Consider the following 24799-nt stretch of genomic DNA (forward strand, 5'->3'; position numbering starts at 1 on the left):
TTCCCGCTCGCGGACCCCCCGCACAGCGGCGTGCCCCCGTCGCCGACGGGGGCACGCCTTTGCGCTCGGACCGGTCAGATCAGCGGGAGGATCCCCTGCGCCCACTCGACGGCGGTCTCCTCGGGGTCGTCCTCGCCGGAGTTGTCGTGCTCGGCGCGCTCGCCGACGCGCTCGCCGCCCAGCTCGGTGATCTTGGCGGTGATGATCTTGCCCGCGGCGTTATAGGTGTCGTCGTAGATCGTGTCGCCGAGACCGAACACCGCGAACCGCAGACCGGCCAGGTCCGGCTCCTCGTCGCCGAGCGTCTCGAAGAAGTACTCGGCACCGGCGGGGAGTTCGCCCTCGCCGTACGTGGCGCACACGAAGACGTGGAAGGAGCCCGGGTCGAGCGCGTCGGTCTCGCCGTCCATCATGTCGTGGACTTCCACGGGGCCCTGCTTCTCGAACACCTCGACCATCGAATTGGCCGCGCCCTCGGCGGTCCCCGTCGACGAACCGTAGAAGATGTGTACAGACATGACCGTAGAGTGTACTGCGCGCTCGAGGCGGCCCTCACATCTGTTCACGCGGGTGTGACCGGCTCGCTATCGCGCTGCCAGGGGGTTTCGGTACGGGAGGGTGCATGGGGGGATCACTCGGTGTGACCAGGCGCACATTCATCGGGTTCGGCCTGGGCGCCGCAGCGCTCGGAGCGGTGGGGGCGGCAGCGGCGACAGGGGTGGGAGAGGAGGTAGTCGGCCGCATACTCCCGGCGCCCGGCGGCACCCCGGTCCGCGCAGGCGTGCGCGTCACGAGCGGCGCGTTCACGTCCCTCGCAGCGCGCGCCGAGGTCGGGTACTCGATCGCACGTCCCGCCCGCGGCGGTCCGATGCGGGTGGTCGTCGTATTGCACGGCAAGGGCGGCGACCATCGCGCGGCCTTCGACGGATTGCACATGGATCGCTCGCTCCAGGAGGCGGTCGACGAGGGAGTGCCCCCCTTCGCGCTGGCCTCGATCGACGGCGGCGACCACTCCTATTACCACCGGCGCTCGGATGGCACGGATCGCGGTGCGATGATCCTGCAGGAGTTCCTGCCGCTCCTGGCCCGGCAGGGCTTCGACACGTCCCGAGTCGGATTTCAGGGCACGTCGATGGGTGGGTACGGTGCTCTGCTCCTGGCCGCACGGCTCGGTGAGCGACGCACCGCGGTCGTCGGCGCGGAGGGCCCGGCGATCTGGCGCCGCGCAGCCGACACCGCGGCGGGAGCCTATGACTCGGCTCAGGACTTCGCTGCCAACGACCTCTTCGCGCTGATCGACGAACTCGCGCCTGTCCCGAAGCGCATCGACATCGGCATCGCGGACCCGTTCTACGCGGCCACCACGGCGTTCATCGACTCGTTCGCGCCGCGGCCCGCACACGCGTACCTCCCCGGCGGGCACGACCCCGCCGTATGGGTCAGGGCGATGCCCGACCAGCTCCGATTCATCGGCGGGCACCTGTCGGCGTGAACCCGCCCGGCGAAGGCGTCGCCCTACCCGCGATAGTGGACGGCATGTCGTTCGCCACCGCCTCCGACGGCGCGCAGCTCTGGTACCACGTCCACCCCGCGACCGTATCCGGAGCCGACCGGGCGACGCTGCTCATCGCCGGCCAGTCCCTCGGGGCGAAGGCGTGGCACCCCGTCGTCGATGCGTTCCGCGTGCTCGGTCCCGTCGTGACGTACGACCACCGCGGTGTCGGCCGCAGCGACGACAGGTTCCCCGACGGCGGTTGGAGCACGCGATACGGCGCGCAGGACGCGGCCTCGGTGCTCGACGCGGCCGGCATCGCGTCCGCCGGCGTATACGGATTCTCGATGGGTGGGCGCATCGCACAGTGGCTTGCCGTCGAGCACCCGGTCCGCGTGTCCCGTCTCGTGCTCGGCGCCACGACCGTCGGCGACCGACGCGGCGTGCCGCTCCCCGAGGAAGCCCTGCGGATCCTCATGCGCTCGGACCGTCGCAAGCTACTGGAGATGTTCTTCACGCCCGGGTGGCTCGACGCCGATCCGCCGGAGGCGGGGGCGGTCCTCGCGGCGCCGCGATCGCTGCGTGCGCAGCGCCAGCACTTCGGCGCGAGCATGGACCATGACGCCTTCGCGGCCCTGTCGACCGTGGAAGCACCCACGTTGGTTCTGCACGGCGCCGACGACCCGATGTGCCTGCCGGACAATGCACGCATCCTCGCGGACGCGGTCGGCGCTGCGCGGGTCGTCACCTACCCGGGGATGCGGCACGGCTATTACCTGGAGGAGCCGCGCGCAACGCCGGACGCCGTCGGATTCCTGGCGGGCTGACCGGCTGCTAGCGTCGCGATCATGACGACCTTCGGCGCGTTCCAGGATCCGATCTACGCGGAGGGCCTCATGGCCCGGCATCGGAGGCTGCCCTTCTCGTTCGCCGAGTTGGAGCGCAGGGCCGGGGATGTGCTCGACCACGAGGCCTTCGACTACATCCGTGGCGGCGCGGGCGACGAGTACACCCAGGACGTCAACGTGTCCGAGCTGCGCCGCTACGGCTTCGTGCCGCGCATGCTGCGCGATCGCACGGCCCGAGACCTCTCCACGTCTTTCCTGGGGCGCCGACTCGACGCGCCGGTGTTTCTGTGCCCGGTAGGCGCCAACGGTATGGCGTACCCCGACGGCGACGTCGAGACAGCCCGTGCCGCAGCCGAGCTCGGCGTCGCGGCGATGTATTCGACCCTGTCGGATGCGCCGCTCGAGGAGATCGCCGATGCGCGTGGGGACTCGTTCGCGATGTTCCAGCTCTACCCGACCAAGGACGACGTCCTGACCGACAGTCTCGTCAAGCGCGCGGCGGCCGCGGGCTTCGACGCCCTCGCGATCACCCTCGACACGGGATCGCTCGGCTGGCGCCCCCGGGACCTGGCCAACGCGTACATCCCGTTCCTGCGGGGAAGATGCCTCGCGAACTACACGACCGACCCGCGATTCCTCGAGATCGCCGGCTCCGACGCTCCTGCGCCGCAGCACGCCGGGATCGTCTGGGCATCGCTGTTCTCCAAGCCGACCTTCTCGTGGGAGGACGTCGCCCGCATCCGACGGCTCACCGACCTACCGATCGTGCTCAAGGGCATCTGCCACCCCGGCGACGCCCGCCGCGCCGCAGCCGAGGGCGTCGACGCGATCGCGTGCTCGAATCACGGCGGGCGCCAGGCCAACGGCGGCATACCCGCTATCGCGCACCTCGCCGACGTCATCGAGGCATCCGGCCTGCCCGTCACGTTCGACTCCGGTGTCCGGGACGGTGTCGACATCCTGCGGGTCGTCGGCCTCGGCGCGGTCCTCGCGGGCATCGCGCGTCCCTATGTCTACGGCCTGGCGTTGGGCGGCCGGGAGGGCGTGGTGCACGTGGTGCGGTCCATGCTCGCGGAGGCCGACCTGACCATGGCGGCGGACTGTTATGCGTCGATTTCCGAGCTCGAGGTGGTCAAGCGCGCCGAATAGCGCTCCGCGCGTGACACACTCGCGCGGTGACCTTCTCGACTCTCGCCCTCGTCATTGTGCTGGGGCTGCTGGGCCCGCTGCTCGCGTGGCGACAGAGCTGGCACATCCCGGTCATCGTCGGGGAGCTCGGCGCGGGTGTCGTGTTCGGTGTCACCGGGCTGCGTGTGCTCCATCCGGGCGACCACGTCTTCACCTTTCTCGCCGACATCGGGTTCGCCGTCGTCATGTTCATCGCGGGAACCCATGTGCCCGTGCGGGATCCGCAGGTGCGCGCGGCACTGGGCAGGGGGGCGGTCCGGGCCGCTGCGGTCGGCGTCTTCGCAGCAGTCATCGGATACGGACTCGCGGCGGCCTTCGAGACCGGCCACGCCGGTGTGTACGCCGTGCTCATGGCGTCGTCGTCGGCCGCGGTGGTGCTGCCCATCATCGACGGTGTGGGACTGACCGGCGACAACGTGCTCGCCACCACAGCCCAGGTCGCCATCGCGGATACGGTGTGCATCGTCGCTCTCCCGTTGGTGGTCGACGCGCGACACGCCGCTGCGGCGGCGCTCGGCGCCGTAGCGGTGGCCGGGTGTGCGGCGGTGTTGTTCGCGGCGATGCGCTGGGCCGAGCGATCGGGTCTCCGCAGGCGCGTGCATCAGGTCTCGGAGGACCGGAAGTTCGCGATCGAGTTGCGGGTGAGTCTCGTCGGCCTGTTCGCGCTTGCTGCGCTCGCCACCGCGGCTGGCGTATCGGTCATGCTCGCCGGTTTCGCGCTGGGCCTCGCAGTCGCGGGTGTGGGGGAGCCGCGGCGGGTCGCGCACCAGTTGTTCGCGATAGGCGAGGGTTTTCTCGCGCCGCTGTTCTTCGTATGGCTCGGAGCGCGGATCGACCTGCGCGAGTTCGGCGCGCACCCGAGGTCGATCGTGCTCGGCCTCGCCCTCGGAGGCGGCGCGATTGCTGTGCACGCTGCTATGCGGTTACTCGGCCAGCCCCTGTCCCTGGGTGCCCTGGCCGCCGCGCAGATCGGCGTCCCGGTTGCGGCGGTCACCGTCGGGCAACAACTGCATGTGCTGGTGCCCGGGGAGGCCGCCGCGATCGTGCTCGGGGCGCTGATAACCATCGCCGGGGCGGCCGCGGCCGCCGGGATCGCCGCTCGCGCAAGAGCTTCCGCTCCTGCATCGGCGGAGGCGCGCTAGAGCTCGTAGCCGACCACAACCGGAGCGTGGTCGCTCATGCGCTGCTCCCGGGTCGCTGCACGGTCGACGCCGGCCCACGCCGCCGTGCGGGCCAGCGCCGGGCTCGCGAGGTGGTAGTCGATGCGCCAGCCCACGTCGTTCTCGAACGACCGACCCAGCCAACTCCACCACGAGAGCGGCCCGGGTTCGCCGGGATGCAGCATGCGGACCACGTCGACCAGGGTGCGCGGGCCGAGCCGCGCGCCGAGCCACTGCCGTTCCTCGGGCAGGAAGCCCTCCATCTTCTGCGCCGGGCGCCACCGGGTCACGTCCAGCTCGGTGTGCGCGATGTTGAGGTCACCCATCAGCAGGAACTCGCGGCCACGTGCGCGCGCGGCCAGCCGCGCGCGGTCCAGCTGACGGGCGAAGGAGCCCAGGAAGCGCATCTTGCGTAGGTACTTCGCGCCGCCGTCGGGGGCGTCCCGCATGCCGCCGCTCTTCTGCATGTGCGCGGGTAGGCCTCCCTTCGGGAGGTACAGGCAGGCGACGGTGACCGGGCGGTCGGTCAGGTCGACCTCGATGTACCGCCCCTCGGCCGCGTACGTGGCCAGCCCGCGGGCGAGTGCACCGCCCCGCCCGGCCGCGACGGAATCACCGCTCCGCCCCCCGGCGACGGATGGACCCGAGAGCCACACCGTCGAACCCCAGGTGCGTACAGCCTCCGGGGGCTCGCGGGTGAGAACCGCGACCCCGTTGCGCCCTGCGAGCGTGCCGGGGTCGTATGCGAGGTGGTACCCGCGGAAGGCCGGGAGCTCGGAGACCGGACATCGCATCTCCTGCAGCGCGGCGGCGTCGGGGGAGCGCGTCGCGAGCCAGTCGGCGAATCCGCGCCGCGTGGAAGCACGGATGCCGTTGACGTTGAAGGAGGCCGCGGTGAACGGTTCGGCCATATCGCTAGGCGACCGGCTCCGGCGTCGTGGCCGAACTGGTGGGCGATACCAGGATCTTCGCGTGGGTCTCCGGGTCGCCGAGCGCATCGAACGCGGCCGCTGTGCCCTCGAGACCGACGCGACCCGTGATGAGCGGTCGCACGTCCACCTTGCCGTTCGCGATCATGTGCAGCGTGTCGCGGAACTCGCCTGGGTCGTAGCCGAACATGAAGCGCAGGTCGATCTCCTTGCTGATCGCGAGCGCCGGCAGGATCGTGTCGGGTTCCATACATACGCCGACCACCGCGACGCGCGACTGCAGCGGAGCCTCGGCGATGATCGAGTCGATCATCCCCGGAATACCGACGCACTCGAAGACGACGGGTCCGCCCGGTACGGCGCCGATGCGCTCCGCGAGCCGAAACACCTTCCACCACGGCAGTCGATCGACGATGCGGAGTTGCTTCATCGTCGAGATGCCCAGGAGCGCGAGTTCGGAGTAGCGGCGGATCTCGTTCTTGGCCGTGTACGCGTCCCACGGCGACTGCTCGCGCGGGTCGACGACGGTCGTCGCGCCCATCTCGCGCGCCAGTTCGCGCCGGCGTTGCGACAGGTCGCTGGCCACGATCCGCTTCACACCCGAGGCCCGCAGCATCGCGATCACGGCGAGCCCGATGGGACCGCAACCCACCACGATCGCGGTCCGTCCGCGCGAGACGTCGGCGCGGCGCACCGCGTGCCATGCGACCGACATAGGCTCTGTGAGCGCCGCCTGCTCGTCGGTGAGGGAATCGGGAACCGGGATCGCCATCGCTTCCTCCACGACCACCTGCTGTGCGTATGCACCCGGGGACTGCGTCGAGAAGCCGGTCAGCTGGGCGTCGTCGCCGCACTTGCGGATCGGCAGGGCGACGATGCGGGTCCCGACGGGCCAGCGCTTTCGCGTGCCCGGACCGTACGCGGCGACGCGTCCCACGAACTCGTGGCCCATCACCACCCGTTCCGCCGAGCGCATGAAGCCAGGCTGGCCGACCCGGTCCATGAGATCAGCGACCTCGTCGGCATGGCCGCGGGCGTGCAGGTCCGATCCGCAGATACCCGCGTACGCGACGTCGAGCACCAACTGGCCGTGGCCGGGCTCGGGAGCGGGCACCTCGCTCACCGTGAACTCGCCACCCGAACAGATCACTGCCTTCATTGGTCCTCCGTCGTCGCAGGCCCGCCCGTCCGGGCGCTCCGGGCCAGGGTAATCGTGGTTCTTCGCGGTGCGTGAGCGGGTTGATAGAAGTCGGTGTGACGCGTATCACGAGCCCAGGATTCGGTGAGGCGTGGCGGGGGCTGTCAGTCTGAGGTCCACCGAGGTAGGGAGTCGTGAGATGACGCATAGAACCCCTGAGCCCCGCGGCATCACCCCGATGACCGCTACCGCCGTCTGGCTGGGCGGCGGGCGGCCCACCGAGGCCGCCGAGCGCGACGACCGCGCGACCTATGCGACCGCGGGCGTGGTGGTCGCAGTGCTGGTGCTGGTCGCGGCCATGGCATGCGGCCTCGCGCTGGCTGCCGACGGCGCCGTCGTCGCCGGTGTGCTGGGCGCCGTCGCCGCCGGAGCGATCGTGTTCGCGGTGTCCCGTGCCCTGCTGCAGGGGCGCGTGCGCGACGCGTTCGCTGCTCGCGTCGCCGTCGCAGCACTGATCGGTCTCCTCATCGGCGAGTGCGCCGCCCTCGTCCTCCTCGGCGGACGCATCGGCCCGGAGGTCACCCAGCGCGCGTATGCGCAGGCTGCGTCGGCTCCCGCGGTGACGGATGCGAACGCCGCGTTGGCAGACGCCCGCTCAGACCGGGCGGCCCTCGACGCTGCCGTGGACAAGGCCACCGCCGCCCGCGACCGGGCCCTCGTCGTCGCGCGCTGCGAGTTCCGGCCCACAGCCACGTGCCCGCAGACCCGCATCACCGGCGTACCCGGCCAGGGGCCGGAGACCCGTACCGCGGACGCCGAGCTCGCGCGCGTACAGGCGGAGCTCGATGCCGCCGTCGCGGCCCGCACGCAGCAGTCCGCGGGTCTGGACCAGCGCGTCGAGCGGCGTGCCGATGCCGCCTCCACGGCACGCAGGTCGGCGGTCGACTCGGCCGACCGGGGGATCGGTATCCGCTGGCTCGCGCTGGGCCGCGTGACGAAGCGCGACGGTTCCGCTCTGCTGCTGCGTATCGCCGTCGACCTCGCGGGAGTCGCTCTCGCGGTACTTCCGCTCGCGGTGCGGCGCTGGCGCGGGACGACGCGGCAGGACCACGCGGCATCCGTGCGGGCGGCGGCGGGGGCCGCGGAGGCGCGCGCGGACACCGATATCGCCGTGCGTGCGGCGCAGGCGCGTTCGGAAGTGGACGCGGTGTGGACCGAGCAACGGCTCGCCGAGAACCGGATGGCCGCGGACGCCGAGACGGCCGTGGCGCGCAGCGGCATCGAGCGCGGGCTGGCGCAGGCCGGGATCGGGCGTGACTCCGACCCGCCGACGGTGCAGTTCGCCCCGGTCGAGTCGGTACGCCTCACCACACGCCGCAGCGTGCGTGGGGTCCCGCCCAGCAGTCCGCTGCCTCCGCGCAGCACGCTGCCGCCGGCCGGCGACGACGACGGCTTCCTGCCGATCGCGCTTGCTGCCGAGGCCGCCAGCCTGGGTGCTGAGGTTCCCTCGGCAGTAGGACGCCACCGGGGTTCGCGACCCGCGGCGGTCGCCGAGCCGGCCGAGCCCGCCGCGGACCAGGAGTCGTCGGGCGGGGCCCTGCCAGCCGTGCACGAGCCTGCGCCGGACGATGACGGCAAGCTGATCCCGTTCCTGCCGGCGGTGCCCGTACTCGACGACGTGAACCGGGCTGCCGGGCGATGGGTGCGCCCGTTCGTCCCGTCGCTCGTCACCAACGCCTTCGACGCGGGTACCCGACCTCTGCGCACCGTGCGGCACGCGTTCGAGGAGGTCGAGGAGGTGACGTTCTCGATGCGGCGGGTCCGTCGAGTTACCGTCGAGTCGAGCGCGCCCGCGACCGAGGACGCGACGCCCGGACGGGACTGGGTCGAGGGCTCGGTCGCACCCGACGCGGACCGAGCCGCCGTGGACGCGGGTGCCGGGCGTGGCCTGGAGGGGGCGGCGCGGCAGGGGATCGATGCATCCGGGAGACGCGCGTTGGGGCCGTCTCGCGATTGACTCGTCCGTCAGGTGGACCACAGCCACGGGCATGTGTCCTGCGTCTCCTGGTCTGTCGCTATTCTGCATCCTGAACGGATGGGTAGTGGATCGGGGATCTCGGTCCATAGGAGAGACGGTTGGTGCGGGATGGGGGTCGTCGCGCGGGCGCGGTCCGCAGTCCTCTGGACGTTGATCCAGGGCTGGTGGACGGCCGACCTGCAGTACGGCGAGCGGGTCGAATACTGCCGCTCGCGTGGCTTGGCGACGGCGATGCGCATCCTCGTCGGGCTGTGCAGTTGCGCACTGGCCCTGATGCCCGTGATCGTGCAGATCGGCGTGGTGCCGGGCGCACCTGCGCCGTTGACGAATGTCGTCGGCCCGACCGTCGGCGTCGTGGTCGGTCTCGCGTGGGCCTTCCGCTGGTGGTTCGGCCCTATGCCGGGGCGCGTCGAGTCGACGGCGTTCGTGGTGTCGTCGGAACTCGCGATCGTCGCGGTGTCCTGGTCCGACACCGATCCCATGGCCGGTGCGCTCGGTCTCGCGACGCTGGCGCTGATCGCGATGTACGCCGCCTTCCTGCACAGCCAGCGCGTGCTGTTGGTACAGGTGGCGATCGCGGCGGTGGGGATAGCCACGTTCGTGCCGCCGATCGCGACGCAGTTCGGTTGGGGGCTGGCGGCGGTCAAGGCGATGATCCTGCTGATCGTGACCATAGCGTTGCCCGTCGTCACACAGGTGCTGGTGTGGACGATGGGCGGTGATGCGATCTCGGCCGACCTGGACCCGCTCACCGGGGTGCTCAATCGTCGCGGTTTCCTGAACCGGGCCGCCGCGCGTCTCGCGCGCGCTGAGCCGGGCGAGGAGATCGTCGCGGTCCTGGTCGACATCGACCACTTCAAGGACGTCAACGACCAGCAGGGCCACGCCGCGGGCGACCGCGTCCTCGAGCACGTCGCCCGGCAGATCCAGCGCAGCGTCGGCCCGGAGGCCGTGGTCGGCCGTGTCGGAGGGGAGGAGTTCGCCGTCGTCGACGTCCGCACCGGAGCCGCGGCGGAGTGGCTCGGTGACACTGTGCGAGCCGCCATCGCGCAGCGCGGCGACCATGTGCCGGTGACGGCAAGCGTCGGGGTCTTCCGCATGCCCGTGGCCGCCATCGGGCACACGGGGGCGCTGGCGGTGGAGAGTCTGGTCGCCCGGGCGGACGAGGCGATGTACCGGGCGAAGCGTTCCGGCCGGGATGTCACGGTGGTCGCTGCAGGCGGACGACACAGGCTTCCCGAACACGCTCCGGCGCGCACGGCGTAGCCTGACGCCATGTCATCTGTGCGCGTGCACAATCTCGCGGTGTCCCTCGACGGCTTCGCAACCGGAGAGGGCCAGTCGTTCGACGCCCCGTTCGGTCATGCCGGCGGCCGGCTCATGGAGTGGTTCTTCGAGACCCGTCAGTGGCGTGCCCAGCACGGCCTACCGGGTGGAGGTAACGGTGTCGACCAGGCCGTCGCCGCACAGTGGGCGCCCGGGATCGGTGCGGAGATCATGGGCCGCAACAAGTTCGGGCCGCAGCGTGGGCCATGGGAGAACGAGGAATGGCGCGGCTGGTGGGGCGACGAGCCACCCTTCCACACCCCCGTCTTCGTGCTGACGCACCACCCTAGGCCGACCCTGGAGATGGGCGACACCACGTTTCACTTCCTCGACTCGACTCCGGGTGAGGCGTTGGATGCGGCCCGGGAGGCCGCCGGCGGGCTGGACGTGCGTATCGGCGGCGGTCCCACCGTCGTCAGAGAGTTCCTCGAGGCCGACCTCGTCGACACGTTGCACGTCGTCGTGGTACCGATCCTGCTGGGTCGTGGAGTGTCGCTGTGGCAGGGTCTCGAGGGTCTGGAGGAGCGCTTCGATATCGAATCCGTGGCCTCGCCCAGCGGCGTCACGCATGTGACGTTCACGCGGCATCCGAAGGGCGCGAGCGCATCTCGAGTGATTGCCGCCGACGCCGCGGCGCTGTTCGAGCTGATCGCGGACCCTGCCCAGCAGCCGCGGTGGGACGGCAACGACAACCTCGCGCAGGCTCCGGAGGGGCAGCGGGTGCGAGCCGTGGGCGACGTCTTCACCATGGAGCTCACGGTGGGCGCGCAGCGGGAGAACCACGTCTTCGAGTTCGAGGAGGGGCGGCGGCTCGCGTGGCGCCCCTCCGAGCCTGGCGGGCGTCCTCCCGGCCACATATGGCGATGGGAGCTCGAACCCCTGCCCGATGGCGGCGTCCGCGTCACGCACTCCTACGACTGGTCCCACGTCACCGATCCGAGGCGGATGGTCCGCGCGCGCTCGACCACGGCTGATCGGCTGCAGGCGTCGCTCGACCGTCTTGCGACGCTGGCTGAGCAGGGCGACGTCCCGGCGGGGCACGCGTAGGCCTGCACCGACGGCCCCTCGCGTGGCAGGATCGACTGCATGGCAATGGAATCCACTACGTCCGGTCTGCCCTACTATCGGGCCGATCCCACCTCCACGCCGCGTGGCGCGGTCGTGGTCATCCACGAGATCTGGGGCCTGAACGGTCAGATCAAGTCGGTCGCGGATCGCCTCGCGGCGGAGGGGTATGCCGCCGTCGCCCCCGATCTGTTCAGCTCGGTCGGGCTGACCCCCGAAGTGGGCGCCGAGCTCGAGCGGTTGATGCACGGCACCGAAGAGGAACGCCACCGCGCGCAGCCGCTCCTGCGCGAGAAGACGACGCCCATCCGGTCGCCCGAGTTCGCGGAACAGGCCCTGGCGCACCTGAGCTCGCTCGTCGACGATCTCGCAGGGACGACGGTGACGGTGACCGGCTTCTGCTTCGGGGGGACCTATGCGTTCGCGCTTGCGGCCGCTGACCGCCGGATCGCCGCCGCTGCGCCCTTCTACGGATCGGCGCCGGAAGACGCCGATCTCGCAGCGATCGCCGGTCCTGTGCTGGCGTTCTACGGCGCCGACGACGAGCGCATCACCGGTGCCCTGCCGGACGTCGAGCGCGCCATGCGCCGGTCGGGGGTCGACTTCGAGGCTGTCGTGTACGAGAACACGGGCCACGCGTTCTTCAACGACACCAATCCCAGCGCTTTCCGGGCCGGGCCCGCCGCGGACGCGTGGTCTCGGTTGCTGGACTTCTTCGGGCGGGCGACCGCCCAGGACTAGCTCGGTCGCGCCCAGGCGGCGTGCGCAGGGTGGTGTACGTGCCGGCCCGCTGGCGAATGGTCGTGCCACCGTAGCGCGAACACGATGACGGCAGCCGCGGCCGCGGCCGCGATGCCGACCGTTTCAGGCGTCCAACCGACTCCGTTGACCATCCAGTCGGCGGCCGCGGCCGCGAGCGCCCGTGCTGCGGCGAGAGTGGCCCACAGGACGGTTGCGGGAGCCACGCCGGTCACCCGGCGCAGCAGCATTGGGGCGGCTGTGAGCAGTGCTGCGAGCAGCAGCGTCGCCGAGTAGCCTAGGCGGCCGTCGGCGCGGCCCCAGTCGGCCAGCGCGCTCCCGAGCGTGAGCGCCAGCAGCACCGCGCCCCAGTAGCAGGCCTCGCGCCGGCGGGTGTCGACGGATCCGGGCAGCGCACTTCCCTCGGTCGCGCGCCACACGCCGAGCCAGACCGCCAGCCCCGCGCCGACACCGAGCGCGATCACGAAGTAGGGGAGCCCGACGTCGTCCGCACCGCGGACCGCGACCGAGCCGAAGACCGCGATCGCGGTGAACGTCAGCCAGTGCAATGGCGGCATGCCCCGCCTGGACGCGAGTTGCAGGCCGCACAGGGTGAGTACGACGCCACCCGATAGTGCGAGCGCCGCAGGCGGACTCGACGAGAGTAGTTGCGCGGCGGCAGTTCCCGCTAGCGTGCATAGGATGGCCAGCCCCCAGAACCATGCCGAGGGCACGGCGACCCGGCGATGTGGTGTGGCGTGCATGGGCTCTTCCCTCACGGTCGGTTCGGCGTATGTGAGCCGATACTCGCCGCGGCGGCATCGCACCGTCTGATCTCCCGCTCGGAACCGGCTGTGAGTCTCTGGACCGGGTGATCCGTGTTTCACTGGGCCCATGCTGGATCAGACGGTCAGGGTGGGGATCATCGGTGTCGGCGCCATCGCGGAGGCGATGGTCGAGGGTCTGTGCAGAACGGATTCCCCGCCTCGGATACTTCTCTCGCCGCGCAGCGCGCAGTTGTCCAGATCGCTCGCCGAACGGTTCGACGAGGTGGAGATCTGTCCGGGGAATCAAGAGGTGGTCGACGGTTCCGACATCGTTCTGTTGACGGTCCGGCCAGAGGACGTCGACGATGTACTCAGTGCTGTGCGAGTGCCCCGAGATCGCTTGGTGATCAGCGCGGCCGCGGGGTGGTCATGCGCCTCGCTGCGCGCCCTGCTCGGCGATGTGCCTGTGGTTCGGTCCATCCCGCTTCCCGCGGTCCGTTCGAGGGACGGACTCACCGCGATCTTTCCGTCGCACCCGATGGCCGAAGAGCTGTTCTCCAGGCTCGGCGGGGTCGTGGCGGCACCGACGGAGGAGGGCTTCAGCGCGCTGTCCGCCGCGACAGCTGCGGCGTCGAGTCAGCTGCGTTACGTCGCGGTCGTGTCCGAGTGGCTTGCAGCCCGGGGACTCCGACCGGGCGGTGCCGACCGGTTCGCACGGAGCCTGTTTCGCGGCGTGGGGCGCGCTCTGGAGGACGAGTCGAGACCTTTGGACGCGCTAGTGGCCGCGCACGAGACTCCAGGCGGCATCAACGCTGAGTTGCGCGGTCGTTGGCTCGACAGCGGCAATGAAGAACGCCTGCGAGATGCACTAGACAGGATCCTGTCCAGAGTCGAACCGAGCTGAGTCGGCGGGAAGGCGGTGCCCCGCACACGGAGCGTGTGCGGGGCACTCGTCACGAGACTGCAGTACGGCGCTACTTCTTGATGTCGTACCGCTCGTTCTCGGACACCTTGGTCCAGGCGGCGACGAAGTCGCGGACGAACTTCTCCTTCGCGTCGTCCGTGGCGTAGGCCTCGGCGAGAGCGCGCAGGATGGAGTTCGAGCCGAAGCCCAGGTCGGCACGAGTGGCGGTCCATTTCTGGGCGCCGGTGGCGCGGTCGGTCCCGACGTAGGTTCCATCATCCGCGGGCGACGGCGCCCACTTGGTGTTCATGTCGAGCAGGTTGACGAACCAGTCGTTGGTCAGCGCACCCGGCGTCGACGTGAACACACCGTGTGCCGAGTCCTGGAAGTTGTTGCCCAGGACACGGAGACCGCCGATCAGCACCGTCATCTGCGGGGCAGAGAGTCCCAGCTGGCTCGCCTTGTCGACGAGTAGGTACTCGGGCGACATCGGCGCGCCCTTGCCGACGTAGTTGCGGAAGGCGTCCCACTTGGGCTCCAGCGCGTCGACGGAGTCGATCTCGGTGTCCTCCTGCGTCGCGTCGGTGCGGCCGGGTGTGAACGGCACGGTCACATCGAACCCGGCCGCCTTCGCCCCGGCCTCGATGCCGACGTTGCCGGCCAGGACGAGCACATCGGAGAAGGACACCTTCTTGCCGCCGTCGGCCCCCGCATTGAACGCGTCGACGACCCCCTCGAGCTCGGTGATCGTCCGCGCGAGCTCGTCCGGCTCGTTGACCTCCCAGCCGACCTGCGGCTGCAGGCGCACGCGTCCGCCGTTGGCGCCGCCGCGCTTGTCGCTCTGACGGAACGACGAGAACGCCGCCCAGGCGGTCTTTATCAGCCTCGACGTGGACAGGCCGGTTGCGAGAATGCGCTCCTTGATGGCAGCGGCATCGGCGTCGTCGATCAGCGGATGATCGACGGCGGGGACCGGGTCCTGCCAGGTGTGCTCCTCGGCAGGGATCAGTGGGCCGATGTAGCGCGAGGTCGGGCCCATGTCACGGTGCAGGAGCTTGAACCACGCCTTGGCGAACTCGTCGGCAAGCTCCTCGGGGTGATCGAGCCAACGCCGGGTGATCGGGCCGTAGATCGGGTCGAACCGCAGCGACAGGTCGGTGGTGAGCATCGACGGGTGCGTCTTGCCGGAGCCGAAGGCCTGCGGAACGGAGTTCGCCCAGCCCCCATCCTTCGGTTGCCATTGATTGGCGCCCGCGGGGCTCTTGGTCAGCTCCCACTCGTTGCCGTAGAGGATCTCGAGGAAGCTGTTGTCCCACTTGGTGGGTGTGTGCGTCCAGATGACCTCGAGGCCGCTCGTGACCGCGTCCGCGCCGACTCCTGTGCCGTGTGCACCCTTCCATCCCAGGCCCTGTTGCTCGATCGGGGCTGCCTCGGGCTCGGGCCCGGGCTCCTCGGGCCCCGCGCCGTGCGTCTTGCCGAAGGTGTGCCCGCCGACGATGAGCGCTGCGGTCTCGATGTCGTTCATCGCCATCCGGCTGAACGTCTCGCGGATGTCGTCGGCGGCAGCCATGAAATCCGGAACGCCTTCGGGCCCCTCGGGATTGACGTAGATGAGACCCATAGTGGTAGCGCCGAGCGGCTTCTCCAGGTCACGCTTGCCGGTGTAGCGTCCGTCGGTGCCCAACCACGTGTTCTCGGGGCCCCAGTAGACCTCCTGCGGTTCCCACTCGTCCACACGGCCGAACGCGAATCCCTCGGTCTTGAAACCCATGTCCTCGAGCGCGACGTTTCCTGCGAAGAGGATCAGGTCGGCCCACGACAGCTTGCGGCCGTACTTCTTCTTGATCGGCCACAGGAGGCGGCGCGCCTTATCGAGGCTGACGTTGTCCGGCCAGCTGTTCAGCGGCGCGAAGCGCTGCATACCGGCACCGCCTCCGCCGCGGCCGTCGTCGACGCGGTAGGTGCCGGCCGAGTGCCACGACATGCGGATGAAGAACGGACCGTAGTGACCGAAGTCGGCGGGCCACCAGTCCTGCGACGTGTGCATGACCTCGATGACGTCGGCCCGCACGGCGTCCACGTCCAGCGTGGCCACCTCTGCCGCGTAATCGAAGTCGGGATCCATCGGGTTCGCGACGTCGGGGTTGTGCGCGAGAACCTTGAGGTTGACCTCCTCAGGCCACCAATCCTGGTTGCCGCCGCCGGCGACGGGGGGTTCGAGCCGGCCGTTGTGTACAGGGCATCCGGCTGCTGCGGCTTCTTCAGACACGGTGTTCCTTTCAGGCGAATCTTGGCTGTGATCCGTGGGGCTCCGGCCGTTCCTTGTCCGGCGATGTCCGGGGGCTGAACCGGCGCCACGTCAACGACCTTACGAGCCGGCGGCGCCTCGCGCCACCATTTTCTGGAATTATTCAAGAATTTCTCGGGCCTGCGTTCCGACCTGCGGGAACAGCGGCGTCAGTGGCGGATGGACGACTCCAGATCAGCCTTGTCCGCTGTCGGCGGTGTCCTGCCGCGCGATGCCGCCCACACCACGCAGAGGCAGCAGAGAGCGAGCACGGCGAGGGCGCCGAACATGATCGGATACGTCAGTGCGGGCGATGCCTCGTCGAGGACGGTGAGCACCACCGGGATGCCGAAACCGAGGTATGTCACCGCGTAGAAGACGGCCGTCAGGCCTGCCAGATCCGTAGGCGCGGCTATGCGTCCGATCTCCGACAGGCCGGCGACCAGCGCGGTGCCGTAGCCGGCGCCCAGCACGAGGGCGGCCGCCAGCACCACGGGCACCGTCAGCACGCCGGACGCGAGTGCGGCGAGAGCCATGCCCACGACGACGAGCGTGAGCGCCACGACGCCGGCGCGCTCCTGCGGGATGCGTCGAGCGACCGCCTGCGCGCCCAGCCCGCACCCGAGGCACACCAGGCAGCACAGCGCCGAGAAGGCGATCCTCTGGCCCGCGAGTTTCGGCGCGATCAGCGTCGGCAGGACCGCGTACGCCGCAGCGCCGGCGGAGAACACCCATGGTGCGACGGGCAGCACCCGTTCGCGGAAGTCCTTCTGCCGAACCCCGGGCACCCGGAGGTCGTCGACAAGGCGTCCGGCGGAGCGCTCGACGCCCGGCTCCGGAGCGTGCAGCTGAAGCAGCGCGCCGGGCACCGTGAGTGCCACATCGAATAGGAACGCGAGATGGGTGGGCCAGGGCGCCCACTGCGCTAGCGCGCCGGCGACTGCCGCGCCGAGTGAGAAGCCGGCCGTCAGGGACATCGCTCCCCGCCGCGCTCCGGTCCCGTCGGGGGTGTCGTCGAACGGGCGGTCCGACAACTCCTTCACCCACGAGCTGCCGACCGCCATAGCGAGTCCCAACGCCACGCCGGACAGCACGCGGCCCGCGAACAACAGCGGGAACCCGCCGGCGCCGAATGCGAGTACCAGTGAGCCCGCCATGCCGATGAACGGTGCGGGGAGCATGAGCGCCCGGCGCCCGTAGCGATCGGACAGCGGCCCGCCGACGAGCAGCGCAGGGATGATCCCGATGACGTATGCGAACAACAGCAGGTCCACCGCGGCAGCTGACAGTCCCTGTTGCCGGTACATGACCAGCAGCGGGGTGAATTCGTTGCCGCCCCAGGCGACCGCGAACATCGCGGCGGCGACGCGGTGCCACGGCCTGATGCGTATATCAGGCATCGCCGGTCACCACCTTCATGTGCCGGGCGAGTTCTGCCGCGAAACCGGCGGAGTCACCGTCGGCGAGTGCCTTGGCCAGTGCCCGGTGTCCGGCCACGGCCTTTGCGACTCGTTCGGGGTCGACTCCGACGGCGGTAGCCGTCATGCGCCGCTGCCGCTCGCGCAGGCTGTCGTAGAAGTTCTCGAGGAACGGGTTGTCCAGGCATCCCACAACGGCCCGGTGGAAGTCGGCGTCGGCCGCAGAGTATCCGTCGGCGTCGCCGGCCCGGGCCCGGTCCAGTTGCAGTGCGATGAGCCGGTCCAGACGGGACAGCAGCGCGGGCGATGCGCCGTCGGCGACGATGCGCGTGGCAGCCGCACCCTCGACCACCTGCCGGGCGGCGACGACCTGTCGGCCCTCCTCGGGTGCGACAGGCAGCACGAGGGCTCCGCGCTTGGGGTAGAGGCGCATCCAACCCTCGGTCTCGAGTCGCAGGAAGGCCTCGCGGACCGGTGTGCGGCTGTAGCCGAGCCGGGAGGCCACCTCGCCCTCGCTGAGCAGCTCGCCGCCGACGATGTCGCCGCGCAGGATCTGTTCCTTCACCGATCGGTACGCCTGCTCGGCGGCGCTCGGAACGGGGACCGACTTGATAGACACAACTTGTATCTAAGCAGTCGGCCGTAAGCCGGGCAAAACTGTGTGACCGGGTCCGCCCCGACCGCTAGACGGTGCCGGTGTGGCCGCGAAGCAGCGATGCGAAGTCGGCGACGGGACCGAGGTCCTTCGCGGTGCCGGATCGAACTGGCCGCTCGAGGTTCGACGGTCCTCCGAACCCGGCCACCGAACCGCCGTCGGCGACGAGTGCAGCGGCGAGTTCGGCTGCGCCCCGGCTGATCCGGGACGGCAACTCGACCGATGCGAAGTCCTCCGTGGCAGCGAAGACCCCGGTCGGCAGTACCTGTGCTCGCAGGTAGCTGAAGAGCGGCCGCAGCGCGTGATCCAGCACGAGCGAGTGCCGTGGTGTTCCCGCGGTCGCGGCGATCAGAACCGGTACGCCGGTGAGGGCGTCGGGGTCGAGCACGTCGAAGAACATCTTGAAGAGTCCGCTGTACGACGCGGCGAAGACCGGCGTCACGGCGATCACGCCGTCGGCGGATGCCGCCGCTTCCTGCGCTGCGATCAGCGCAGGGGTCGGTACCCCTGTCGTCATAGCCGTCGCCAGGTCGCGCGCCAGTTCCTTCAGCTCGAGGACGTTCACGTTCGCGGCCTCGCCCCGAGTCGACACGCCGGCGACGGTGGCATCGGCGAGCCGATCGGCAAGGAGGCGCGTGGACGAGGGCTCGGAGACGCCTGCGCTGATCACCAGTATCTCGCGCGTCATCGTCAGGCCTCCGGTGCGGTGTCGGCATGTTCCTGTGCAGGCATGACCCTGCGGTGCGCCGATTCGGTCCCCGCCGCGACCAGCGACGCGTGCGTGGGTGGGTCGCTCGGCACGTGGGCCGGGCGCCGCAGCTCGAACTCCTTGCGTAGCACGGGAACCACCTCGGTGCCGAGTAGCTCGACCTGCTCGAGCACCTGGTCCAGGGGGAGGCCGGCATGGTCCATGAGGAAGAGCTGGCGCTGGTAGTCCCCGACGTAATCGGCGAAATGCAGCGTCTTCTCGATCACCTGCTCGGGTGTGCCCACGGTGAGTGGAGTCATCTGCTCGAAGTCCTCGAGTGACGGCCCGTGCCCGTACACCGGCGCATTGTCGAAGTACGGCCTGAAGCGCCGCTTCGCCTCCGCCTCGGTCGCGGCCATGAACGCCTGTCCGCCGAGGCCGACGATCGCCTGTTCCGCGGATCCGTGTCCGTAGTGTTCGAAGCGCCGTCGGTAGAGCCGCACCATCTGTTCGGTGTGCTCGGGATTCCAGAAGATGTTGTTGTGGAAGAACCCGTCGCCGTAGAAGGCGGCCTGCTCGGCGATCTCAGGCGTTCGGATCGACCCGTGCCACACGAAAGGGGGTGTGTCGTCGAGGGGGAACGGCGTCGACGTGAATCCCTGCAGCGGAGTGCGGAACCGCCCCTGCCAATCGATGTTCTTCTCACGCCACAACCGGCGTAGCAAATGATAGTTCTCGACGGCCAGGTCCACGCCCTCGCGGATGTCCTTGCCGAACCAGGGATATACCGGTCCGGTGTTCCCGCGGCCCATCATCAGGTCGACGCGGCCGCCCGAGAGATGCTGCAGCATCGCGTAGTCTTCCGCGATCTTCACCGGATCGTTCGTGGTGATGAGTGTCGTCGCGGTGGACAGTAGGAGCTTGTCCGTGCGAGCTGCGACCCAGCCCAGCAGGGTGGTCGGCGACGACGGCACGAACGGAGGATTGTGGTGCTCGCCGGTCGCGAACACATCCAGACCCACCTCCTCGGCCTTCTGTGCGATGGCCGTCATGGTGGCGATACGCTCGCCCTCACCGGGGGTCCTGCCGGTGGTCGGGTCCATGGTGACGTCCCCGACGGTGAAAATGCCGAACTGCATGTCGGTCCACCTCTCCTCGTGTTGCCGGCGGGTTGTCCCGCCTGCCGACATCAGCTGTAACGGACCGCGGTCCGCTTATATTTCCCGGCAGTCAGCGCGGAGAGAACCACGTCGTGATCGAGTCGAGCAGGGCCGGGTAGCGCTTCGCCTCGGGGTGTGCGCCGGGCTTGCCCGTGCTCATGATGCCGACGGCCAGGTCGCGAGCGGGATCCGCCCACATCGCGATCTGCGTGAGGCCCGTGTGCCCGAACGCCTCCGGCGCATCCAGCCCGAACGGGCCGAAACGCTTGGATCCCAGCATGTATCCGGTGCCCCAGCGCATCGGCAGGCCGCCGGATGCCAGGTCGGGGCGTAACCGCCGCGCGGGAGCCCTTGCGGCCGAGAGGGTCTCGGGGCTCAGTACCCGATACCCGTCGAGCTCGCCACCGCGTCGCAACAGTTCGGCGAAGCGGGACAGCTCGTGCGCCGTCGACACCAGGTTGGAGGACGGCACGATCCCGGTCAGGAAGCGGCGGGAGTTCGCCGCCTTCATGGTCTGCGCCATAGTCCCGCCGACCAGCAGTCGGTAGCCCTTCTCGACCACCGGTGACGGCGGCGCCCCGGTCGCGTGGCTCGGCGCGACCAGTGGCAGATCCTCGTCGGACACACCGAGGTTCGTCCACCGGAACCCGAGCGGCCCCAGGATCTCGGTGGTGAGGATGTCGCGGATGGACCGGCCGGCCGCCGCCAGCACGATCTCGCGCACCAACGGGCCCCAGGTCAACGCGTGGTACATGTGCACGAGGCCCGGCGGATAGACGGTCCGCAAGCGTCCCAGCATCTCTCGCGTGTACGCGCTGTCCTCCGACCGCTTCAGATCGGGCCTGGGCCCGGTCGGCACCGGAACGCCTGCGGAGTGGGTCAGTACGTGGCGGATCGTCACGCGCTCCTTGCGGTCGCCCGTGAACTCGGGGAGGTATTCGCACACCGGCGTGTCGAGGCCGAGCATCCCACGCTCGATCAGCATGTGCAGCACGGTCACCGACACGCCTTTGGCAGCGGAGAACGCACACGACGGCGTACCCGTCTTCATAGCCGAGAGGTCTACGCGCTCCTCGCCGGGCGCAAGCGGTGCGTTGCCCCACCCGTGTCCGATCGCGCGATCCAACACCACGCGGCCCCGGTGCCGCACGCAGACCTGGATGGCGGGGTGCAGCCCGGCCGCGTACCAGTGCCGCGCGGCAGCCCACACCCGGCGGGCGGCCTCCGCCTCGGCCGCGTTCGCCTCCTCGGTGCCTACATCGGTGACCGCGTCCAGGTCCTCCGGCACCGCTATCCGCCCGCTCGTTCCGCCAGTTCGCTCCACGGCCGCCAGGGTAACGGCCGCGTGTGGCTACATTGACGGAGTGCGAACCTCGCAGATCCTGAAGGCCGCGTACGCGGGTCTCGCGGCCACCGACACCGCGCTCTCCGCGCTTCCATCGTCGCGTGCCCACCGCATGCGGCGGGTGAGCAAGCCGCTCCTGATGCCGACGCTGGCGGCAGCGACGATCGCCGACCCGCGCGGTGGTACCGCACCGCTCCGCAACGTCGCTCTGCGCGCGCAGGTCGCCGCCTGGTGCGGCGACGTCGTGCTGCTGGGGGACGAGCCCGCCGATTTCGCCGGCGGAGCGATCGCGTTCGCGGTGGCGCACGGGAACTACATCGACGGCTTTCTGGAGCACCGCGGCCAGCGCTCGCGGGGCTCCGTCCGGGCCGTCGCGGGGCTGTGGGCCGTCGCCGCTCCGGGGGTGATAGTGGGCGCGGGTCGTCAGCGACGATGGCTCGCCCCGGTCGTCGGGGTCTACTCCGCCGCGGTGGCGGCAACACTCGCGTCGGCGACGCTCGTCGGTTCGCGCGAGGTCCGCGTCGCGGCCACGGCCGGCGCCGCCCTGTTCCTACTCAGCGATTCTCTGCTGGGCGCGAGACGGTTCCTGCTGCGCAGCGCGCCGCCCGCGATGGAGGGTGCGGTGATGGCCACGTACTCGGCCGCGCAGTTCCTCCTGGCCGAGGCCGCCCTGCGCTCGGGCATCGGCGATGTCTGAGACGTCCTGGCACGAGCCGACCGACGCGCAGATCGCGGAGTTGTCGGCGCAGCAACGGCGCGTACTGATCGAGCGGCTCGAGCGACCGATCAGCGACGTCATCGCACCGCACCGTGTCGGCCGGGTGCGCGCGATCCGGCTCGGCCTGATGGCAGGCGCCGCCACGGCGTTGATCCCGTGGATAGTCTTCCTCGGCCTGTCGCTGCCGGACCGTTACGTGACGCAGCACTGGGTTGCGGTGTGGGTCGGCTTCGACTGCCTCCTCGTCACGAGCATGGCGATCACGGCGCTGTTGGGCTGGCGTAGGCGGCTGCTGGTCGCGCCGGCGAGTTTCGCCACCGGGGTCCTGCTGTTGTGCGACGCCTGGTTCGACGTCCTGACGGCCGATCGTGGCGACGTCATGGTGTCGCTGCTGACCGCGTTCCTCGCCGAACTGCCGCTGGCGTTCATCATGATGACGGGGGCGATGCGCCTGATGCGCTTCGTGGCGCTGCGTCTGTGGCTCATCGAACCGGGCACGCCGCTGTGGCGCGTGGAGATCCCCCTGTAGTTCTAACCGCTCACGACGCCGGTGCGGCGCGACCGCACCGCCGTGACCACGCGGCCGGTCGCGGTCGCGATGAGGAAGCCCGCGACCACCGCGAGCAGCATCGTCACCGTCCGGAATGGGGCGCGCCCGCCCTCGACAGCGGCCGCCACGAGGTCGACGGAGCGGTGTGCGAGCGATTTACCCACCTCGAGCGGAGTCTCGTAGACAGGCACGCTGTAGAACTGCCGCCAGGTGTTGAACTTCAGCCCCACGTTCGCGCTCTGCGCAGCGGTGCGGCACACCGAGTCCCGGCATACCGCATCCATCCGCGCGACGAGCTGGGCATCGAGCGCCTGCCGTGCCCACGGCCCCAGCGGATGGCCGTCGTGGGCTGCCACACGCAGCAGGTCGAAGCCCAGGTCGTGTGCGGCGCAGATGGGCATGAACTTGTGGGGCAACGGGAATCCCTTGTCCGAGCAGCCGCCGGTGGGCTTGGCCGGGACGCCGGCACGGAGCACGGGCCTGTAGTGGGCGATCGCCGCGAAATCGCGGGGGAGAAGATCCTGTGCCGTCTGTGGCGACGGCCCCGTGAGGGCGTACACGGCGCGGCCCGCAGGCGTGGCGAGGTCGGCGGCGGGAGCTGCCGCCCGGAAAGCGGGTAGGGCGGCGACGTCGGCGCGGGCCGGGAAAGCAGCGAACAGCGTCGCGACGATCGCCAGGACGAGCGCCATCGGCACGGCGAACGAGGCCGGGAGGCGCTTGAGGCGTGAGGACATGGCCGCCAAGCCTAGCGGCGAGGACCAGCTCGCGGAATGTCCGTGTCGACCATATCGTGATGGTTTGCGCTTATTCGTGGGGCATATGCGGGCGAGGTTTCAGCCTGGGCTCAGTCGAAAGCGCACCGGATCGCCTGGGCGCACCTGCGCGGCGACGTCGACGTCCTCGGGTTCGAGTACTGCGACGACGGGGTAACCACCTGTCGTCGGGTGATCCGTCAGGAACACCAACGGCAGGCCGCTCGGGGGGACCTGCACGGCTCCCCGCACCGTCGGCTCGCTCGCGAGTTCGCCGCCCCGCGCCCGTCCGAGTGGCTCGCCGTCGAGACGTAGCCCGACGCGGTTCGAGTCCGGGCTGGCCGACCACACGGTGCCGCACAGACGCTCGAGCGCGTCGACGATCCAGTCGGCGCGTGGCCCCACGGTGACTCGGAGCTCCGCGGCTGCCGCGAAATCGCGCTGCACCTCGGGGGGACCCACCACGCCCCGTCCCGGTAGTACCCGCAGCTCGTCCCCGGCGACGAGCGGTTCGGGCCCGAGGCGGGACAGTACGTCCCTCGCCGCACTGCCCAGCACTTCGGGTACGTCCAGTCCGCCCCGCGCTGCGACATACGTTCGCAGGCCCGCGGGCGGGTGCCCGAGTTCCAGAACGTCGCCTGCGCGCAGCAGGAAAGGTGCGGCCATCGGGGGCTTCCGCAGTGGCCGTTCGGGCGGCGTCACCGTCAGCTCGACAGGCGCACCCGCCACGGCCAGTACGACGTCCCTGAGGGCCTCTAGGGCGAGTCCGCCGTCGACGAGCTCCAGCGCCGGAGCCCCGGGGGCGTTGCCTGCCACCCGGTTCGCGAGCCGTAGCGAGCGCGCATCGGCCGCCCCCGAGGCGGGCACGCCCATCCCGGCGTAGCCCGGCCTGCCGAGGTCCTGGACGAGCGTCAGTGGCGACGTTCGCAATACCCGCAGGTCGCCATTGTCGACCGTGGCCCGGACATCGGCAGGAAGTCGTACGGCGACGGCCTCTCGCACGGCATGGAATCGGACCGATGTGCCAGGGCGGATGAGAGCCGGCGGGTCACGGTCGCTGTCCCACAGCGTGGCGCCGGTGCGGCCGATGAGCTGCCACCCGCCGGGTGAGGTTCGCGGGTACACGCCGGAATACGGCCCCGCCAGGGCTACCGAGCCGGGCGGCACGGCAGTTCGCGGGTTGTCCCGCCTCGGTACGTCCAGCCCGCCGCCGACCAGGTACGCGAACCCCGGTGCGAACCCCGTGAACGCCGCCGTCCACCGGGCGCGGATGTGGGCGTCGACGACTGCCGACGCGCTCATGCCGCACGCGCGCGCCACATCGTCGAGGTCGACGCCGTCGTAGACGACGTCCACGGTCACGGACTCCGCTGTACGGTCTGGCGGTGGCGGGATCATCATGCCGTCCAGGAGGTCTCGAATCGCCGCGGTGTGCGTGCGGTGACCCACGACGAGGACGGTCCGCGCCGCGACCACCACCTCGCACTGCCCGCTGAGCGGGTCGGTCTCGAGATGAGCGGCCAGGGCGGCCGCGTCGTTCGGTGACGCGAGCTCCGCCAGTACCGCGTGCCGTCCGAGCGGCCGCGCCCGCAGAACCCTGTGCTCACCCACGCCGCCCAGCTTATGTCTGCCC

Annotated in this window: 23 protein-coding genes and 1 pseudogene; 12 read left to right on the forward strand and 12 right to left on the reverse strand. The window is 70.3% G+C overall.

From position 1 onward, the window contains the following. Positions 1–74: 74 nt before the first annotated feature. Positions 75–518 carry a flavodoxin domain-containing protein gene (locus tag P0W64_RS17210; RefSeq protein WP_275481391.1) on the reverse strand — a complete coding sequence of 148 codons (444 nt, stop codon included), beginning with the start codon at positions 516–518 and terminating at the stop codon, positions 75–77. Between the two features lie 104 nt (positions 519–622). On the opposite strand from P0W64_RS17210, the gene P0W64_RS17215 reads away from it, so the two are divergent. The 4 genes from P0W64_RS17215 to P0W64_RS17230 all read left to right on the forward strand — a co-directional run bounded on the left by P0W64_RS17215 (position 623) and on the right by P0W64_RS17230 (position 4670). After that, entirely contained in the window at positions 623–1492 is an 870-nt protein-coding gene (locus P0W64_RS17215; protein WP_275481392.1) for an alpha/beta hydrolase-fold protein, read from the forward strand. Between the two features lie 44 nt (positions 1493–1536). After that, positions 1537–2319, forward strand: a complete 783-nt coding sequence (locus tag P0W64_RS17220; RefSeq protein WP_275481393.1) for an alpha/beta fold hydrolase — start codon at positions 1537–1539, stop codon at positions 2317–2319. A gap of 69 nt (positions 2320–2388) precedes the next feature. Next, on the forward strand, positions 2389–3489 hold the full coding sequence (locus P0W64_RS17225; protein ID WP_275481442.1) for an alpha-hydroxy-acid oxidizing protein: 1101 nt from the start codon (positions 2389–2391) through the stop codon (positions 3487–3489). A 26-nt stretch (positions 3490–3515) separates the two neighbouring features. Beyond that, complete coding sequence (locus P0W64_RS17230) at positions 3516–4670, forward strand: cation:proton antiporter (protein WP_275481394.1); 1155 nt, start codon at positions 3516–3518, stop codon at positions 4668–4670. Here P0W64_RS17230 and P0W64_RS17235 read toward each other — a convergent pair. Then, entirely contained in the window at positions 4667–5599 is a 933-nt protein-coding gene (locus P0W64_RS17235; RefSeq protein ID WP_275481395.1) for an exodeoxyribonuclease III, read from the reverse strand. The two genes, P0W64_RS17230 and P0W64_RS17235, sit on opposite strands and share 4 nt — an antisense overlap. A gap of 4 nt (positions 5600–5603) precedes the next feature. Beyond that, positions 5604–6776: a zinc-binding dehydrogenase gene (locus P0W64_RS17240; protein WP_275481396.1), complete on the reverse strand. Its 1173-nt coding sequence runs from the start codon at positions 6774–6776 to the stop codon at positions 5604–5606. A 178-nt stretch (positions 6777–6954) separates the two neighbouring features. Between P0W64_RS17240 and P0W64_RS17245 the strand changes: the two genes are divergently transcribed. The 5 genes and pseudogenes from P0W64_RS17245 (at position 6955) to P0W64_RS17265 (ending at position 11925) form a co-directional block, all read left to right on the forward strand. Then, positions 6955–8772, forward strand: a complete 1818-nt coding sequence (locus P0W64_RS17245; RefSeq protein ID WP_275481397.1) for a DUF4407 domain-containing protein — start codon at positions 6955–6957, stop codon at positions 8770–8772. A 78-nt stretch (positions 8773–8850) separates the two neighbouring features. After that, positions 8851–10059 (forward strand): GGDEF domain-containing protein, encoded by a 1209-nt coding sequence (locus P0W64_RS17250; protein ID WP_275481398.1) that lies wholly within the window; start codon positions 8851–8853, stop codon positions 10057–10059. 9 nt (positions 10060–10068) lie between these two features. Beyond that, positions 10069–10689 (forward strand): annotated as a pseudogene (locus tag P0W64_RS17255) (dihydrofolate reductase family protein); the annotation flags it as partial. Between the two features lie 42 nt (positions 10690–10731). Next, on the forward strand, positions 10732–11166 hold the full coding sequence (locus P0W64_RS17260; protein WP_275481443.1) for an SRPBCC family protein: 435 nt from the start codon (positions 10732–10734) through the stop codon (positions 11164–11166). Positions 11167–11205: 39 nt separating this feature from the next. Then, complete coding sequence (locus P0W64_RS17265) at positions 11206–11925, forward strand: dienelactone hydrolase family protein (protein ID WP_275481399.1); 720 nt, start codon at positions 11206–11208, stop codon at positions 11923–11925. Here the strand turns inward: P0W64_RS17265 and P0W64_RS17270 are convergent. Then, a complete protein-coding gene (locus tag P0W64_RS17270) occupies positions 11922–12686 on the reverse strand; it encodes a hypothetical protein (RefSeq protein WP_275481400.1) in 765 nt (254 codons plus the stop codon). The genes P0W64_RS17265 and P0W64_RS17270 overlap by 4 nt on opposite strands. Before the next feature lie 130 nt (positions 12687–12816). Between P0W64_RS17270 and P0W64_RS17275 the strand changes: the two genes are divergently transcribed. Further along, complete coding sequence (locus P0W64_RS17275) at positions 12817–13593, forward strand: NAD(P)-binding domain-containing protein (RefSeq protein WP_275481401.1); 777 nt, start codon at positions 12817–12819, stop codon at positions 13591–13593. A gap of 70 nt (positions 13594–13663) precedes the next feature. On the opposite strand, the gene katG is transcribed toward P0W64_RS17275, so the two are convergent. From katG to P0W64_RS17305, 6 genes are all read right to left on the reverse strand, one after another. Further along, complete coding sequence (gene katG, locus P0W64_RS17280; RefSeq protein WP_275481402.1) at positions 13664–15862, reverse strand: catalase/peroxidase HPI; 2199 nt, start codon at positions 15860–15862, stop codon at positions 13664–13666. A 188-nt stretch (positions 15863–16050) separates the two neighbouring features. Then, entirely contained in the window at positions 16051–17235 is a 1185-nt protein-coding gene (locus P0W64_RS17285) for an MFS transporter (RefSeq protein ID WP_343232877.1), read from the reverse strand. Positions 17236–17272: 37 nt separating this feature from the next. Further along, on the reverse strand, positions 17273–17911 hold the full coding sequence (locus P0W64_RS17290) for a GntR family transcriptional regulator (RefSeq protein WP_275481444.1): 639 nt from the start codon (positions 17909–17911) through the stop codon (positions 17273–17275). Positions 17912–17981: 70 nt separating this feature from the next. After that, positions 17982–18641, reverse strand: a complete 660-nt coding sequence (locus tag P0W64_RS17295) for a CE1759 family FMN reductase (protein ID WP_275481404.1) — start codon at positions 18639–18641, stop codon at positions 17982–17984. Between the two features lie 2 nt (positions 18642–18643). Continuing rightward, complete coding sequence (locus tag P0W64_RS17300; RefSeq protein ID WP_275481405.1) at positions 18644–19780, reverse strand: LLM class flavin-dependent oxidoreductase; 1137 nt, start codon at positions 19778–19780, stop codon at positions 18644–18646. Positions 19781–19871: 91 nt separating this feature from the next. Then, positions 19872–21125 (reverse strand): serine hydrolase, encoded by a 1254-nt coding sequence (locus P0W64_RS17305; protein ID WP_275481406.1) that lies wholly within the window; start codon positions 21123–21125, stop codon positions 19872–19874. 40 nt (positions 21126–21165) lie between these two features. Between P0W64_RS17305 and P0W64_RS17310 the strand changes: the two genes are divergently transcribed. Together P0W64_RS17310 and P0W64_RS17315 are read left to right on the forward strand one after the other, a co-directional pair. Beyond that, complete coding sequence (locus P0W64_RS17310) at positions 21166–21843, forward strand: lysoplasmalogenase (protein WP_275481407.1); 678 nt, start codon at positions 21166–21168, stop codon at positions 21841–21843. Then, positions 21836–22393 (forward strand): hypothetical protein, encoded by a 558-nt coding sequence (locus P0W64_RS17315; RefSeq protein WP_275481408.1) that lies wholly within the window; start codon positions 21836–21838, stop codon positions 22391–22393. The genes P0W64_RS17310 and P0W64_RS17315 overlap by 8 nt, the downstream gene beginning before the upstream one ends. Positions 22394–22395: 2 nt before the next feature. Here the strand turns inward: P0W64_RS17315 and P0W64_RS17320 are convergent, their stop codons facing one another. After that, positions 22396–23148, reverse strand: coding sequence for a hypothetical protein (locus tag P0W64_RS17320; protein WP_275481409.1), 753 nt, complete (start codon positions 23146–23148; stop codon positions 22396–22398). Between the two features lie 99 nt (positions 23149–23247). Beyond that, positions 23248–24777 (reverse strand): urea amidolyase family protein, encoded by a 1530-nt coding sequence (locus P0W64_RS17325; RefSeq protein ID WP_275481410.1) that lies wholly within the window; start codon positions 24775–24777, stop codon positions 23248–23250. Positions 24778–24799 lie beyond the last annotated feature (22 nt).

This window comes from Tsukamurella sp. 8F (genome assembly GCF_029167375.1).
Taxonomy (GTDB): Bacteria; Actinomycetota; Actinomycetes; order Mycobacteriales; family Mycobacteriaceae; genus Tsukamurella.